General features: G+C 44.0%; 10 protein-coding genes and 1 pseudogene. 8 read left to right on the top strand and 3 right to left on the bottom strand.

The window, feature by feature from the left end; translation table 11 throughout:
* Window positions 1–62: 62 nt before the first annotated feature.
* On the top strand, window positions 63–1,772 hold the full coding sequence (locus tag V1L65_RS20975; RefSeq protein ID WP_331701201.1) for a hypothetical protein: 1,710 nt from the start codon (window positions 63–65) through the stop codon (window positions 1,770–1,772).
* A 79-nt stretch (window positions 1,773–1,851) separates the two neighbouring features.
* On the opposite strand, the pseudogene V1L65_RS20970 reads toward V1L65_RS20975, so the two are convergent.
* Window positions 1,852–2,654 (bottom strand): annotated as a pseudogene (locus V1L65_RS20970) (family 4 glycosyl hydrolase); the annotation flags it as partial.
* A 190-nt stretch (window positions 2,655–2,844) separates the two neighbouring features.
* Between V1L65_RS20970 and V1L65_RS20965 the strand changes: the two are divergent.
* From V1L65_RS20965 to V1L65_RS20955, 3 genes are all read left to right on the top strand, one after another.
* On the top strand, window positions 2,845–4,260 hold the full coding sequence (locus tag V1L65_RS20965; protein WP_331701200.1) for an RNA-guided endonuclease InsQ/TnpB family protein: 1,416 nt from the start codon (window positions 2,845–2,847) through the stop codon (window positions 4,258–4,260).
* A 71-nt stretch (window positions 4,261–4,331) separates the two neighbouring features.
* On the top strand, window positions 4,332–4,664 hold the full coding sequence (locus tag V1L65_RS20960; RefSeq protein ID WP_331701199.1) for a helix-turn-helix domain-containing protein: 333 nt from the start codon (window positions 4,332–4,334) through the stop codon (window positions 4,662–4,664).
* Between the two features lie 678 nt (window positions 4,665–5,342).
* Window positions 5,343–6,524: a DUF2264 domain-containing protein gene (locus tag V1L65_RS20955; RefSeq protein WP_331701198.1), complete on the top strand. Its 1,182-nt coding sequence runs from the start codon at window positions 5,343–5,345 to the stop codon at window positions 6,522–6,524.
* A gap of 254 nt (window positions 6,525–6,778) precedes the next feature.
* Here V1L65_RS20955 and V1L65_RS20950 read toward each other — a convergent pair whose 3' ends face one another.
* Together V1L65_RS20950 and V1L65_RS20945 are read right to left on the bottom strand one after the other, a co-directional pair.
* On the bottom strand, window positions 6,779–7,729 hold the full coding sequence (locus tag V1L65_RS20950; protein ID WP_331701197.1) for a TIGR03943 family putative permease subunit: 951 nt from the start codon (window positions 7,727–7,729) through the stop codon (window positions 6,779–6,781).
* A complete protein-coding gene (locus V1L65_RS20945) occupies window positions 7,726–8,610 on the bottom strand; it encodes a permease (protein ID WP_442955710.1) in 885 nt (294 codons plus the stop codon). The genes V1L65_RS20950 and V1L65_RS20945 overlap by 4 nt, the downstream gene beginning before the upstream one ends.
* Before the next feature lie 349 nt (window positions 8,611–8,959).
* Between V1L65_RS20945 and V1L65_RS20940 the strand changes: the two genes are divergently transcribed.
* From V1L65_RS20940 to V1L65_RS20925, 4 genes are all read left to right on the top strand, one after another.
* Entirely contained in the window at window positions 8,960–10,501 is a 1,542-nt protein-coding gene (locus V1L65_RS20940; RefSeq protein WP_331701196.1) for a response regulator transcription factor, read from the top strand.
* Entirely contained in the window at window positions 10,501–12,186 is a 1,686-nt protein-coding gene (locus V1L65_RS20935; RefSeq protein ID WP_331701195.1) for a sensor histidine kinase, read from the top strand. Before V1L65_RS20940 ends, V1L65_RS20935 begins: the two co-directional genes overlap by 1 nt.
* Window positions 12,187–12,253: 67 nt before the next feature.
* Window positions 12,254–13,780, top strand: coding sequence for an extracellular solute-binding protein (locus V1L65_RS20930; RefSeq protein WP_331701194.1), 1,527 nt, complete (start codon window positions 12,254–12,256; stop codon window positions 13,778–13,780).
* A gap of 186 nt (window positions 13,781–13,966) precedes the next feature.
* Complete coding sequence (locus V1L65_RS20925) at window positions 13,967–15,346, top strand: ABC transporter substrate-binding protein (RefSeq protein WP_331701193.1); 1,380 nt, start codon at window positions 13,967–13,969, stop codon at window positions 15,344–15,346.
* Window positions 15,347–15,393 lie beyond the last annotated feature (47 nt).

The following is a 15,393-nucleotide window of genomic DNA, read 5'->3' as shown; positions in this document are numbered from 1 at the left end:
AACACAGATGAACGCCGCAGCTGTCTTGGGCAGCTGCGGAACAACAGGGAGTTGGAAAACGTATGAGAAACGATATAAAAGTAAATGAGCTGCAATTGCTTAGAAAGCAAATAGCGTCAAATGAATTAAATTATAACGCAGAAATCCATATGCTCCGCTCGCCATTTTCAAGTCCCGGTTATCATACCACAATTAAAGAAGCGGATTTTATACATTCCACCAATCATTCATTAATCTATGCTTTGGGGCTGCTGGATACGGAAATGGTTCAATATGAACAACGGGCCTTCGACATTCTAAAGCAGGTTATTTCTTTACAGGATAGAGACCGCAGTCGAAATACATTCGGCATATGGTCTTGGTTTTATGAAGAACCGCTTGACCAAATGTCTCCGCCGGATTGGAACTGGGCTGATTTTTGCGGCAAGCAGCTCGTTCTGGTTATATCTCGTCACGGACAACGGCTTCCGGCTTCGTTATATGAGGAAGTGAAGCAGTCTATATGCTGTGCTTGCGATGCAATCATTTTGCGTAATATAGGTCCTCATTACACTAATATTGCTATTATGGGTGCGTTCGTTACGTTAATTGCCGGGGAATTATTTAGAATAAAGGAATATGAACAGTATGGAATAGAGCGGCTGCGCAAGCTGAATGATTTTACGCAGATCAACAAGGCCTTCCAGGAGTTTAACAGTCCGACGTATACGACAGTTGCCATAACCGAACTATCAAAAATTGCTGCGGAAACATGTAATGAAGAGGCTAATCAAATAGCTGAAAGCTTGCTTGAAATGGTCTGGTCGCAAGTATCTTCCTATTTTCATGCGGCAACCAGACAATGGTCAGGACCGCATAGCCGATGCTATCATACGTTACTTGATCCTAATCACCAAGCGTATTTGCAAATGGCAACTGAAGGAGAAATCAGCTTCTTCAGCGAGGATGAAATGCCTTATAATTCGGAATGGTACAAAGCCGGTATCCGTTGTCCTGAGAAATATCGTACTCGTTTTAGCAGCAGTGAAACAAGAGAGCTTCATCAGAAATTTACATCAGCTAGCAAGGAAAGCCCCGAGAAATGGGCTTATACCTATATGACAGCCGATTACTCTTTGGGCAGTTTTAATAGAGAGATTATGTGGAATCAGACAAGAACGCTGCTTGCTTATATAAACAATGGTGGTGAGCCTGTCTATGCCCATCTCCGCTTTTTGCATGACGGCTATGACTATTGCTCAGCAATATTCCATGGCGTGCAGAAGGAGAGCCATGTTCTGTTTGGCATCAGTTTTGTAACAGATGGCGGCGATACACATCCGAATTTGGATATGATCGATGGAACCATTACGGCAAAGGACTTGCGTATAAGGCTGGAGCTTTACGGTTGCTTGGAAGGAATCGTATGTGATACGGAAGACCAAAATGTACAGTTGAAAATTGGGAATTCTACTGTACAGCTCAGCAAATGGTATGCTGCATTTGATGAAGAGGATGGCAGTACAAATAGCTTGCAGCACCAAGGTTGGCAAGTAAACAAGCTTGATGATGGCAAGCTGGCGCTTGATTTTGTTATCTATGCCGGCAGCCAGCGCACAATCGACTTCCGTCAGCTTCAAAAGGCTGCTTTTATAGGTTCCCTATCGATGAATAGTCAAGGAAATGAAAATTCGGTCGAGGTTACAGAAGATTCGGGCTTGATTAAAGCGAGGAGTCTGTCGCAAGAGGAAGATATGGTTTTAACGCTGCCTCTCAAACCAATACAACGGTAAGCGTTTTGTAAACTTTAAAGGAGCTGTTTCGCAAGGTCACGAATGACCACGGAACAGCTCCTTGCAAATTTTGAGCCTATTAATTACTAAACTGCGGTAAATATTGCTTGTTAGCGTCCATCATTTCATCCAGCAATTTCTGTGCGACAGATACGGAAGGGATTAATGGATGATGGCTCAGAGCAAGCAGCGCTTTCGTTCTGTCCCCTTCGACAGCTGCTTCTATCGTTAGCTGCTCATAGGTTTTAACGGCGTGAAGCAAGCCTTTTATATGATTCGGCATTTTCGTCATCGGCAGTGGAATCGGCCCGTTTTTAGTCACAACACAATTGACTTCTATACAGGCGTCATAGGGAAGAAAGTCTATAATGCCTTGATTCGCTACATTCAAGGTTTGAATATCATTTTTCCCGTTATACAGGGAACGCATCAAATTAACAGCAGCTTCGGAATAATAAGCGCCGCCTCTTTGCTCCAGCTGTACAGGCTTTTCCTTCAGATCCGGATTTTTATACATTTCAAACAGCTCCGATTCATTCCGCTTAACAATTTCCGCGCGCGTGCCTTCCCCTTTGCTTGCTTGCAATTGCTCCTGAAGCATCTCGTCCGTCAGATAGAAATATTTCAAATAATACGAAGGAATAGATTCGAGCGCTTGTAAAAATGACACGTCCCAGCCTTGCTGTGGGACATTTTTTCCCGTTTAGGAATAGCTTCCGTCACCATCCCCGCAGGATTCGTAAAATTCAGCAGCCATGCATCGGGAGCAAGCTCCTCCATGTCCTTGCAAATATCTAGCAGAACAGGAATGGTGCGCAAAGCTTTGAACATCCCGCTGGGCCCTGTTGTTTCTTGACCGATCACACCGTATTTCAATGGTATTAGAAAAATTATCCCTTTGGTCGCTTGATCTACCATTGCTCGCCTAGAGGACTCCCACTTCTACAAGTGACGAGGTGAATCGGTGGCTTCCTGAATCTTCCCACAAGATAATCTTCCCTTCCAAACTCATTAGCGATATAATTGAGATAGGAACATTTGTTCTTGTATGTATTATGGAAGGGGGGAAGTCATGCCAGATTCGACGTTCAGGTACAGAACCATGCAGGTGTGGATCAAGCCAGGCCATCGTTTGTTTCCCTACTTCGATCAAGTATGTCAGAACGCTAAGAACCTATATAATACGACTAACTTTTACATCCGGCAGATCTTTACCGCATTTGGGCGGAAGGATTCCCTGCAACCGTTGCAGCAGCAAGTGTTGGATACATTGGCAATGCATATTGACGCCATGAATGAACGGAGAAGTGAAAAGAATCGTTCCTATCCGTTCGAGCTGCCAACGTCAGAGAATCCCTTTGTTGATTATAACTTTTTGGATGCCTTGTTCAAAGTGATGGATCAAACTGATTATCGATCACTTCCAACGCAGAGCAGTCAGGGGATGATGAAGGTCGTCTTCAACAATTGGAAAGCCTTCTTTGCGAGTGTCAAGGACTACCGCAAGCACCCGGAGAAGTACAGTGGCAAGCCCCGTATTCCGGGATACGCTCGAAGCAAGATGAAGGAAGTGGTGTTCTCCAATCAGGATTGTGTCATCAAAAAACAGAAGTTTCTTAAGCTTCCCGGAACCAAGCAGCAATTGAACATCGGCAAGCTGGGCTGCACGGGCGGGAAACTGAAGCAAGTGCGTGTTGTCCCCAGCTATGGACAATACGTGGTCGAAATGGTCTTTGCGTACCGGGTCGAACAGAAGGAAGTCACATCAGAATATGTGCTCGCGATTGATCTTGGTGTCGACAATCTTGCAACCATCGTCACGACAACCGGAATCAAGCCGGTGGTTGTGAAGGGCAAGAGGGTGAAAGCGATCAATCAATATTACAACAAAATGAAAGCGTATTATACCGGTATTCTTCGTCACGGTAAGCAGCCGCGAGAAGGTAGACATACATCCAGACGCTTGGAACGGCTGCATCTGAAGCGCTATCGCCGAATCAAGGACTACTTTCATAAAGCGAGTTATCATATCGTCCAATTCGCTGTAGAAGAGCAGGTAGGTACGATTGTCATTGGGCATAACGATGGCTGGAAACAAGCAGCTAGGATGGGACGGCGCAATAATCAAGCCTTCTGTCATATTCCCCATCAGATGCTCATCCACATGATCCAATATAAGGCGGCTGAACAGGGATTGACGGTCATCCTGACCGAAGAAGCCTATACGTCAAAAGCCAGCTTTTTGGATCAAGACCCGTTGCCGGGATATGACGAAGAGGGAACATGGAGCTTCTCGGGCAAACGGATGTGCCGCGGGCTGTATAAGAGCGCGCAAGGCTTGATTCATGCTGATGTGAACGGTGCAGCCAATATTATGCGAAAAGTATTCCCAAACGTCTCCGCCAAAGGAACGAATGGGGTAGAGGGGTTGGATGGTAACCAGACCATCAACGTGTCAACTCCACTGATGTTAAGCAACCTGAGATAGCTTAGGAAGATACATCAGAAACCCTCACTTCAATCGGAGCGATAGCGTAGATAAGTGGTGGGAGTATTCATATGCAAGCAAAAAAACCGGATATTATAAAGGCCCAACGCTATTTTGAGCAGCGCATTACAAGCAAAATATCTTTGGATGAAATTGCACACGAGCTCCATATGAACCCCAGTTACTTTAGCAGATTGTTCCGAAAAGAAACAGGAGAAACCTTTGTTGAATACGTCACCAAGCTTAAGATCGATCGGGCTAAAGAGCTGTTGCGCTGGACGAACAGCAGCATTGAGACGATATCGGAATCTCTCGGCTACGACAATAAAAGCTACTTTTCCAAGCTTTTCAAATCCGTATGCGGCATTACGCCTGGCGAGTATCGGGAACAAAACAGCAGCTAGCGATTGCATAAAAGAGAAGGATGGACACTGCGAGCAACATGCCAACAATAGAAGATTGTGGAACAATTGTACGTCCTGGTTGATTACGGTGATGATGGAGAGTGGGTGTAAGGAAATCATTATTCATGGTGGCAGGGGGCGGTACTGGTATACGCTGGATTTTTCTTTTGCCGGGTACGCCGAACAGAGGTACAATAGAAACAGCATTTCAATTTCAATTTTCTAGCTGATAATTAGATACTCTCAGGCTGTTGAAAAGCTCAAAAAGTACTTTGCAACAATGACAAACTTTGTTTTGTGAAACGAGCACCTACGCGCTAAAGCTAACTGCATTTCCTGTACTTAGTATTGAGAAATTTGGCTTTTTTGTGATTCTAAAGGGAAAAACTACATCTAGTTTGCCTCAATTCGCAAAATATAGGGTAATTCAATAAAACTAGATGCATGAAATCCATCTAGAATCGTTTATTCGATAAAAAAGAAGAATCTAGATGCACAAAATGTACTTTGCTATCACGAGCACTTGGTCATTCTTCATTGTATACTTTTTCAATAAGCTCATAGTTGCAGGATTAATCCTTAACAGATTACCTTCAGTGGCAAATAAGGATATTTCATCTCACATCGTAAATCTTAACGTAAATTAATAGCCCCATCGGCCAAGAAAGGAACATTGCAATGAATTGTACTTCATATAACCCTGCATTAACGACAGACAGAACGTACTGGCTGGAGCGGATGCAGCAGGTAGCTGAGCCTGTCTTATCCGCACTCGTGGAGCGGAGGCTAAAACGCGACATGCCGGTAGAAAGCAAAGCGGGATTAGAAGAGGAAAGAGCGAAATTTACACATTTGGAGGCATTTGGCCGGCTGCTTGCGGGCATTGCCCCTTGGCTTGAATTGCAGGGCGGGGCAGCGGATGCAGCGGAGGAAGAGCTTCGCCTCCGGTATGCGTCGATGGCCCGGGAAGCGATCGCGGCCGGTACAGACCCTGCGTCGCCGGACTATATGAATTTCACGGACGGGGCGCAGCCGATCGTCGACGCCGCCTTTCTGGCGCAAGCGCTGCTAAGAGCGCCGCGGGAGCTGTGGCAGAAGCTGGAGCCCGCCGTTCAGCGCAATGTGGTCGCAGCGCTTAAGGAGACGCGCAGCCGCAAGCCTTATGCCAACAATTGGCTGCTTTTCTCTGCAATTATTGAAGCGGCTCTTTTCGCGGCGGGCGAGCGCGACTGGGACCCGATGCGAATTGATTACGCGATCAGACAGCATGAGCAATGGTACAAAGGAGACGGCGCTTACGGCGATGGCCCTAACTTTCATTGGGACTATTACAACAGCTTCGTTATTCAACCTATGCTGGTTGATATATTGGAGGCGGTACATAGCCAGGATGAGGCATGGGACGCATATCGCTTGGCGGTGCTGCCGCGAGCGCGTCGCTATGCCAGTGTACTAGAGCGGTTCATTGCGCCGGACGGCTCGTTTCCGCCGATCGGCCGTTCGCTCGCTTACCGCAGCGGCGCCTTCCAAAGTCTCGCGCAAAGCGCACTGCGCGATGAACTGCCGGAGGAGCTTGCACAGGGAAGCGTGCGCAGCGCGCTTACGGCTGTTATCCGGCGCACGCTTGAAGCACCAGGAACGTTTACGGACGCCGGATGGCTGACGATTGGCCTGGCGGGACATCAGCCTGGGCTTGGAGAGGGATATATTTCGACGGGCAGCCTGTACTTATGCTCTACAGTGTTCCTACCGTTGGGGCTTCCCGCCTCGCATCCGTTTTGGAGCGATCCTGCTGCACCTTGGACCTCGCAGCTCGCGTGGGGTGGAGCGGATATTCAGATTGATTCTGCATTAACATAACGAAACAGAGGGCCTGCAATTGCCGCTTTACGGCATGCAGGCTCTTTGCTTGCTGGACACCGCCGCGTAGACGGGCGGTGGGAGCAGCCATTCGAAAGCACTACAGCCGCGAACTGCGTCTTCCTTTGTTAAGACTGCTCTAACGGTTGCTATGAGACTGTCGATTAATTGTGGATAGTTGCAACAAGCAATAGAAAGGGGACCACTGCACTCAAGATTTGGATTCCGACCGCTGTTGTAGTCCAATTACTAATTTAATAATTACGGTAAACATAAGGGTCCTCTGGCTCGGTAATCGGCTCCCATGATGTCACTCTCAGTATGGGTATCGTTTGCTTGAACGGTTGGTAAAATTCTGATGAGAGCTTGCCCGTAACACGCACCCAATCATCGTCATGAAGGACAGTTCCTTTTGGAAATTGAACCAGCATGCCAAAGATACCAGAATCCGCGGCGCAATGAATGAATCCAAAACGGAAAACGAAATAATAGTTTTCAGCAGCCTGCTCGCCTTTATAGGCAAAACCTTCAAAGGAAAGCGTATTGCCCATAAATTCGCCTGGATAATTATAAATGACTTCCATGCCTTTCATATAGTTGTCGTCATCCAAGGAAATGTCGCCGCGGTTCAGAAATTGCTTCAGTTCTTTATTTTTAAGCTTCTCATAGTTTTCTTTTCCATAAAACACGCTGGAGTCAGGTTTAAGAAACTGATGCTCACCTGGAGCATCATCAGACATGTATTCTGTACCAACGGGCAAGGTGAAGCCCTTAGCCCTGACGAAGCTCGAATCCAATGTTTGAACGGGCAGAAAAATGCCAGTAATGATTGGGAAAAAGAGAATCATATAACCAAATGTACGCTTCCACTTGGAGGACGATTCGTGAGAATGACCGAAATCGTCATGGTCATGGCGATGGCCGCTTGGATGCTGTGCTTGGCAATGGCTATGATCGCAGTTTTGTGCAATATCAAGATTGTGATTGTCTTGAACTGGATCATTAGCACGCTCAATCTGCTTCTGCTTGGCTTTATCAATCAGTTGAAGACGAATAAATTCAATTAAACACAAGATTAATAATAAAATAATGGCACTAATAGAAAGATAAGAATATTTCGTATTAATATATTTATTCAAATCCCCTTGCTTATGGATTAATGCAAACATAAGTGCAAATCCAACCAAAATGACAAATCGAATCAATTGAATAACCTCCCGACGATTAATGATCCTGCAAGTGTACACACACTGACGAGAGCAATGAGCACAATGACAAATTTAGTACGGAATGAACCTAGCAGCATTAACGTATTTTTGATATCAATCATAGGTCCATAAACCAGGAACGCGGATAGTGATCCAATTGAAAACGTGCTGCGGAACGAAGAGGCGATAAAGGCATCCGCTTCTGAACAGAGCGACATGGTGAATGCAAGGAACATCATGACCAAAGAGGCCATTACTGGATTGCTTCCGACGTGCAGAAGCGAAGATGTTGGGATGAACGTCTGCATGCTGGCTGCTATAAATGCGCCCAAAACAAGATATTTGCCAACGGAGAAAAACTCATCTACGGCATGTGTCAAAACAGAGCCAATTTTTTGAAAAATAGGAACACGGGGCTGTTCAATGATAGCGAACTCTGAAGTCGCAGCTGTTTCTGAAGCTGTTGTTCTTGGGATGTCTGCCTCCCTAAGGGGAAGCACTGGGAATAAGAGGGCCAACGTCATCGAAACGACCAAAGCTACGGCGAAAGCCATACCTGCACGGATTGCCACAAACCGCCAATCGTGCCCAAAGGCGATGAATGTTGAGAAGAGCACGATTGGGTTAATGATCGGCCCCGTCAGCATAAAACCAATGCCCGCACTCAGTGGCACCCCTTTCTTCAGCAATCGTCGTGTAATTGGAACGATACCGCATTCGCAGGAAGGAAACAGAATACCGATGCTGCAGCCAAACAATGAAGCCATAAATTGATTCTTCGGCATAATGCGTGCGATCCAGCGTTCTGTAATAAAGGATTGAATAAACCCGGAGATAATTACACCTATAAGTACAAACGGGATAGCTTCCATGATCATGCTAAGAAAGACCGTATTTAATTGAAGAAAGGTTTTCAATTCTATCACCTGTTAAATTAGAATGATAACTTTTATGCCAGTACACTTAAACGTTCCATAACCAACTAGGTCCGCCTCTGAACAAAAGTTTACTTCAGTAAAAATTATTGCGTATGCTCAAATAATTTTTAGTATACAATAACTTCGAATCAAAATAAAGGATTCGTTCCAGTCGTGCGCTCATATTGTAGGTGCAGGATTTTGCTATTGGTTGTAATAAATAGAAAATTATCTTAATATGAGTTCATATTTATCGTTACTTTTGCAATCGCTTTCATTCTATCTCCAATATTGTATAGGGAGGCATTCGATGTACAGCATATTGATCGTCGATAATGAACGGATTGATCGGGAAGGAATTAAGCTGCTGATTCAAAAGTTTAATTTGCCCCTGCACGTCACTGAGGCGGATAGCGGCAAACAAGCGCTCGCTTATTTGCAAAATGGCGAGTTTGATATTTTACTGTCTGATATAAAAATGCCAATAATGGACGGTTTGGAGCTGGCGCAGCGGGCCCGCGAATTAAAGCCGCAATTGAAAATCGTTATATTCAGCGCCTATGGTGAATTTGATTATGCCAAACAAGCGATTCATATCGGTGTTGCCCAATATATTTTGAAGCCGATACGGATGGAAGAATTTTTGAAGGTAATGGATCAGGTGCTGTCCTTATGCAAGGAGGAAGAGGAAGCGCGGGTTCATAATGAAATGCTTTTGCGAGGGTACAAGAAGGGGCTGCAGTATGAGAAGGAAAAGGTGCTTTTGGATATTTTGCAAGGAAATGAGCTGGAGAACAATCAAATCAATGAGTTAAAGCTGCACATCGTAGAGAAGCCTGCACTATTGGTCTTGTTTGATTTCAAAGACCGCTTTTTTGATACTCGGGGTGCTGAATTCGAGCAGCATTTGCCTGCTTGGTTCCCGGCTTTTGCGGTTTTGGAGTATGTCAATTTGAATGAATATCAGAGTATGGTATTTATACAGCTGGATGATTCACTTGATTCGGCAAGCACGGATCAATTAGGAGAAATGCTTAAGCATGCCGTGACGGATACGTTTAAGTCTAATGTTTGTATTGTTTTAAGCAATCCGGTTAATAGCAAAGAACAGATACATATGGAATATATGAATATGGAAAAAAGTATAGAAAGCAAGTTTTTTTATGACCGAAGTGTTGTTTTGTTTTCATCGGGGACAGATAAAGCGACTCAAAGCAATATGTCTGATGCCGAATTTTACATTGCGCAAATGGATCGTCATATCGAATTAAGAGAATATAGCGAAGCAGGCAAAATGATCGAACAATTTTTTGATGCTTTGCAGATGGACAGAAAACTGCCCGTAACCTATTTGAAATTTGTATGCACTTCGATTATGCAAAAGCTATTTAAAAGCTCAGACCGCCATCATCAGCTGATTCCGGATATGGCGGAAAATATTTATGCCTCTTCCACGCTGCTGGAATTAAAATCGATTTTGATGCAAATCGTGTGGCAATACGGTGAAAATGCACTTGCTGTCAAACAAGGGGGCAAACTGATCACAGATGTGCTCGATGTGATTCACAAGGAATACAGCAATGATATCAGCCTGGAGTACGTTGCCGATAAAGTTTATCTATCCCCCAGCTATTTAAGTCACCTTTTCAAAAAAGAGACAGGCCAAAGCTTTATGAAATATGTTACGTCCTTTCGTTTCAATAAGGCGCTTGATCTATTGCAAAATACGAACATGAAAATATCGGATATTAGCCGGGAGGTTGGCTATAACAGCCATTCCTATTTTTGTTCGATTTTTAAAAACTACTATGGCCTAAGCCCGGCGCAATCCCGCGAACGGGGGAGCTCATAATGCATAAGATGCTTGCCAGTTTTAGAAATTTACCTTTCAAGTATAAAATCTTGCTTTCCTATATGATTGTCATTTTAATTCCGGTTTTAAGTCTCGGCATCTATTCTTTTCAGCAATCGCAAGCTTTTCTGGTCAATCAAGAGAAGCGTAACTTAACTGCCTCTGCGGAGAAAATAGTCGATCATCTTAGCTATAAAATAAGCTTGTACAATAACATTACGGATTTCATTGTTTATAACACGCGGCTGCAGCAATTGTTCAATAACAATTATAAAGATAAAGTTTCCCTGGCCGCGGATTTGAAAACAGTTTTGGTGCCCACTATTACGAATATTCAATTTATTAATCAGGGAATAAAGGAGATTACCTTTTATTCCAAGCAAGGTATTCCTGAGTTCGGCAGCCTCGTGCTCGATTATTCGAGAATAGCCGATGAATTGTGGGCAGTTGAAACAGAAGGCGCTTATCATCCCAGATGGGTATCGCGAAACGGCGAGTTATTTATTACAAAAAAATTCATTGATATATACAGCGACAGAGAACTGGGCATCGTCAGCATTGCACTCGATTACGATGAGATTTTCAAGGAGAGCTTGTTTATGAGCGCGCAAGAATATGGCGTGGTCATAACGGATGAAAGCAACAGTCTGATTTATTCGAACCGGAGCGCCGACACGGCCGATTATGCGCTGACCAGCAGCCGCTATATGAAGACGGAGCTTCCGATCACAATTTCCGGCTGGACGCTGCAAAGTTTTGTACCCTACGATTTTTTTCTGAAAGAAAGCGATCAAATTTTGCGGGCTACGATTGTTGTATGCGCAGCTTGCATTCTGTTTCTGCTACTACTTATTTGGATATTTTCCAGTACCCTGGTGAAACGTATTCGGCATTTGAACGCCAAAATGAAGCAGGTGGAAATAGGTCAATTGGCGATGGATGTATCAAGCGACGCATCGGACGAAATTGGGCAGCTGACGAATCGCTTCGGCAAAATGCTGAAAACGATCAATCATTTGATAGAGGATGTATACCGCAGCAAGCTAGTACAAAAAGAAGCGGAGCTGAGGGCGCTGCAAGCGCAAATCCGTCCGCATTTTTTGTATAACAGCTTGAACATTATTAATTGGAGAGCGATTATGAACAACGATACGGAAACGAGCAGCATTGCAACAAGGCTGTCAGAGTTTTATCGGACAACACTGAATAAAGGCGACAATATTATCTCAATTGGGGACGAGCTGCAAAATATGAAAGCTTATATTGATATTCAATTGATTATGCATGAGCATAATTTCGATGTGATTTACGAGCTGGATGATGAAATTTATGCCTTCGATATGCTTAATCTTATTTTGCAGCCTATTGTAGAAAATGCAATTGAGCATGGGATAGATTGCAAAACAGAAGGAAAAGGGAAATTGATCATAAGCGGAAAAACTGAAGGAAACTATATTCAATTTACAATTGCTGATAACGGCCCCGGAATGGAGCAAGAGCGGGCCAATCAAATTTTGTACGAGCAATCTTCCGGTTACGGTCTGAAAAATGTAAATGAGCGACTTTCTCTCTATTTCGAAAATAAAGCAAGCATGTTCATTGAAAGTGTGCCGGGTAATGGGACAATTTGCCGAATCCAAATTCCGAAGTATAATCGCAGGCTTAGCCAGGCTGAAGTCGGGTAAGAGAGGGGCGGGAGCAATGAAAAAGGAATAACGGTTTAAGCTTCAGTTATTGGGAAGCTTCTTGGCATTGGCAGTTTTATCAAGCTGTTTTGGGAAAACAGCGATCAAGCCGGAAGGTGAGCCTGTTTATTTGGAGCAGCGTACACCATATAACCCTCAGATCCAGCAGATGCTGTTACAACAAAAAAGCAAATGGTTCATTGGGGAAGAGTTCAATTTCAACTGGTATATTAACTTGCCAAACTGGAAGTTTAACGGAAAATGGACGGATTATCCGATTCTGAGGGATGTAAGTGAAATTACAGGAGCAATCCCTGTTATTAAATACCCAAAAGGCAATTTCAATGACAATATGAATCTTATGATAGCTTCCGGTACGCTGCCGGATATGATTACATTCGAAATGAATGATCCGACGATAGACCGGCTTATTCGCCAAGGTCTGTTGTATTCCTACGATGAATTGATTGATAAGTATGTTCCGGAGTTCCGTGATGAAATTCCCGAAGATGTATATCAATACACAAAGTCCGAGCTGGACAATCAGTTGTATGGCTTGCCGAGCTTTTTTATTTCACAATGGCGGTTTGATCAAAAAAATAATATTGGCGTACTTGCGTATCATGTACGCGAAGATATGTATGAGGAGCTGGGCTCACCGGATATGACGACGCCAGAAGGCTTTATCGCTGCGCTGCGCGCTTTCAAGCAGAAATTTCCAACAATTGAAGGTAAGCCATCCATTCCATTGTCGGCGGGGGAGAACGGCTGGTCGCTAGAGATTATGGAGCAATCCTTTGGCATTAAGCCCTTATATATCGATCAAGAGGGTAATGCTCATCTTAAATTTAAAGATCCGCAATTCATTCCCTTTATTAAATTTGCCAATCAATTATATCGGGAAGGACTGCTCGATCCGGATTATATGCTGAAGCAGCAGCCGCAATTGCAGGAAGACTTCGAGAATCGTGTATTTGCCGTGCCCCTTCATTATTTCGGACTAGGCGATGCCTCACAGAAATATGTGGCGATAGAACCTATGCAAGCTGTTCCTCATGTAGAGTTTCCAAGCCATAATCGCTTAGGTTGGACCTTTACTGCTATTACGAAAAATGCTAAAAATCCTGAAGCATTAATTAAGTTCGCCAGATATATGTGGAGCTCTGACGGCAATTTACTTGTCAACTACGGCCATGATCGGGAAAACTATATCATTAGGGATAATCTTATTGAAAGTACAATCGGCGCTGAAAAAGACGGTGCCTGGACGTTTCGTTTTTTTTATCACGAATGGATTCCTTTAAAAGAAAAGCTTCAGGATGTAAGAGGTCCTGTTATTAATAAGTATGCGGCCGATTGGTCAGCCTTCTATTCCAAAATTAATCCGCCTGCAACGAGCCATGAAGGAATCATCGAGACGCAAATACTAAATATTATCGTATCTGAATATCCGAAAATTATTGTCGCCGAATCAGAAAAAAAGGCATTAGAGCTGTACGGAAGCATGCTGGATATGATGAAAGAAGCCGGTCTTGAGCAATTGGAGCAATACTATGACAAAAGATATAAGAAAAACATAGAGCAGTTTTTTTGAAATTAAGCTTAAAACCTAAAGCTTTCAAAAAAAAGTGGAATTTAAATCCTCCCTTTAATCACCCATAATTAAATTATCAATCGATGATTGCATAAGTGAGATGAAAGCGCTGCCTTTATGGCAGAGCAGAACATGCAATCGGGATTGACAGTTTAATAACAATAGGGTCAAAGGGGAGGATTTTTAGTGAGAAAAATCAGTCTTTATGGCAAAATGCTAGCGGTTGCAATGGTTGTTGTTTTAATTTTAGCCGCATGCTCCAAGGAAACAGGTAATTCGGGTAAAGACGGGAACGTGCAGCCTAGCGGGGAACAGCAAACAAATAAACCAGAGGAAAGCAAGTCGGCGGAAGGGAACAAGTCAGACGATGAAAAAATTAAAAATATCGATCTTACTTTTTATGTGCAGTGGGTTCCTACTGAAGAGCAATTAGCTAAATTCAACAAGGCTGGAGATGCATGGATTAAAGATCATGGGGGCACCTTCACCATCGTTAACGCTCCGGACTGGTCACAGCACAACTCCAAGCTGGTCACATTAATTGCAACCGGAGATTCGCCAGATATTACAACGGCCGGCTCAGCAGATATTCCAGAAATGATTGTAAAAAATGCCTTCTTGCCGATAGACGAGTATTTAATGAGTGATAATCCCTATTCGGACTCCAAGATGACAGACGTCGCTTTTAAGTGGGGGGACAAGCGCTACGGATTTACGACTAATAACGCGGATATGGTTGTCGTTATGTATAACAAAACGATGTTCTCGAATAATGGATTGCCGACACCTAGCGAGCTGTATGTGCAAGGCAATTGGAACTGGGATACGTTCAGAGAAGCAGCAATTGCGCTCACACAGGACTTGGACAACGATGGCTCGACTGATCAATGGGGCTACGGCTCATGGATGGATGAAGTGTTTTTCCTTACCAATGGCGTGTCTGACCTTATAAAGGTTGCGGATGACGGAAAAGTAACACCGTCCACAGATAATCCGAAATTCGTAGAGGCGGCTCAATTTATACAGGATCTTGCATCGAAGGACAAAGTGGTCTTCCCGGATCAGTGGGGCGGAACAGAAGGATTCAAAAACAAAAAAATTGCCATGATCATCGACTACAGCTGGGTAATGGCATCGATTATTAATCAAGGCTTTAACGATGAGTGGGACTTTGTTCCTCTGCCTAAGGGGCGTAGTGCAGATAGCCATGTCAACTATGTAGTTCCGGGCGGCGCAACTGTTGTGAGCGGCTCGAAGCACCCGGAGGCAGCGGCTAAATTTATTCAGGAATATTTGCTCAAGGCCTATGATGATGAGGCGAAAAATCCAGTATATAACGATATTTGGCAAGGCTGGTCGCCAGAACAGAAAAAGCTTATGGATGATATGAAAGCAAACTTACCTGCTGTACTGCCGAAATACTTGGGAATTGGAGAATTCGGCAGCCATAAGACTAGCTTTTTCGCGGAAATAAAAAATGAAGGACTATCGGTTAGCTCTGCCATTGAAAAGTATAATCCGCTGTTTCAGGCGCAAATCGATTTAACGATGTCGGGAACGGAATAATGCTCCGAAAAACAACCCTGTTCATTCTATGCATGGCAGCAGCCTTT

It is taken from the genome of Paenibacillus sp. IITD108 (genome assembly GCF_036541265.1).
Lineage (GTDB): Bacteria > Bacillota > Bacilli > Paenibacillales > Paenibacillaceae > Pristimantibacillus.
The sequence above is the reverse complement of the archived record's forward strand: the minus strand, read 5'-3'. Positions and strand labels throughout refer to the sequence as shown.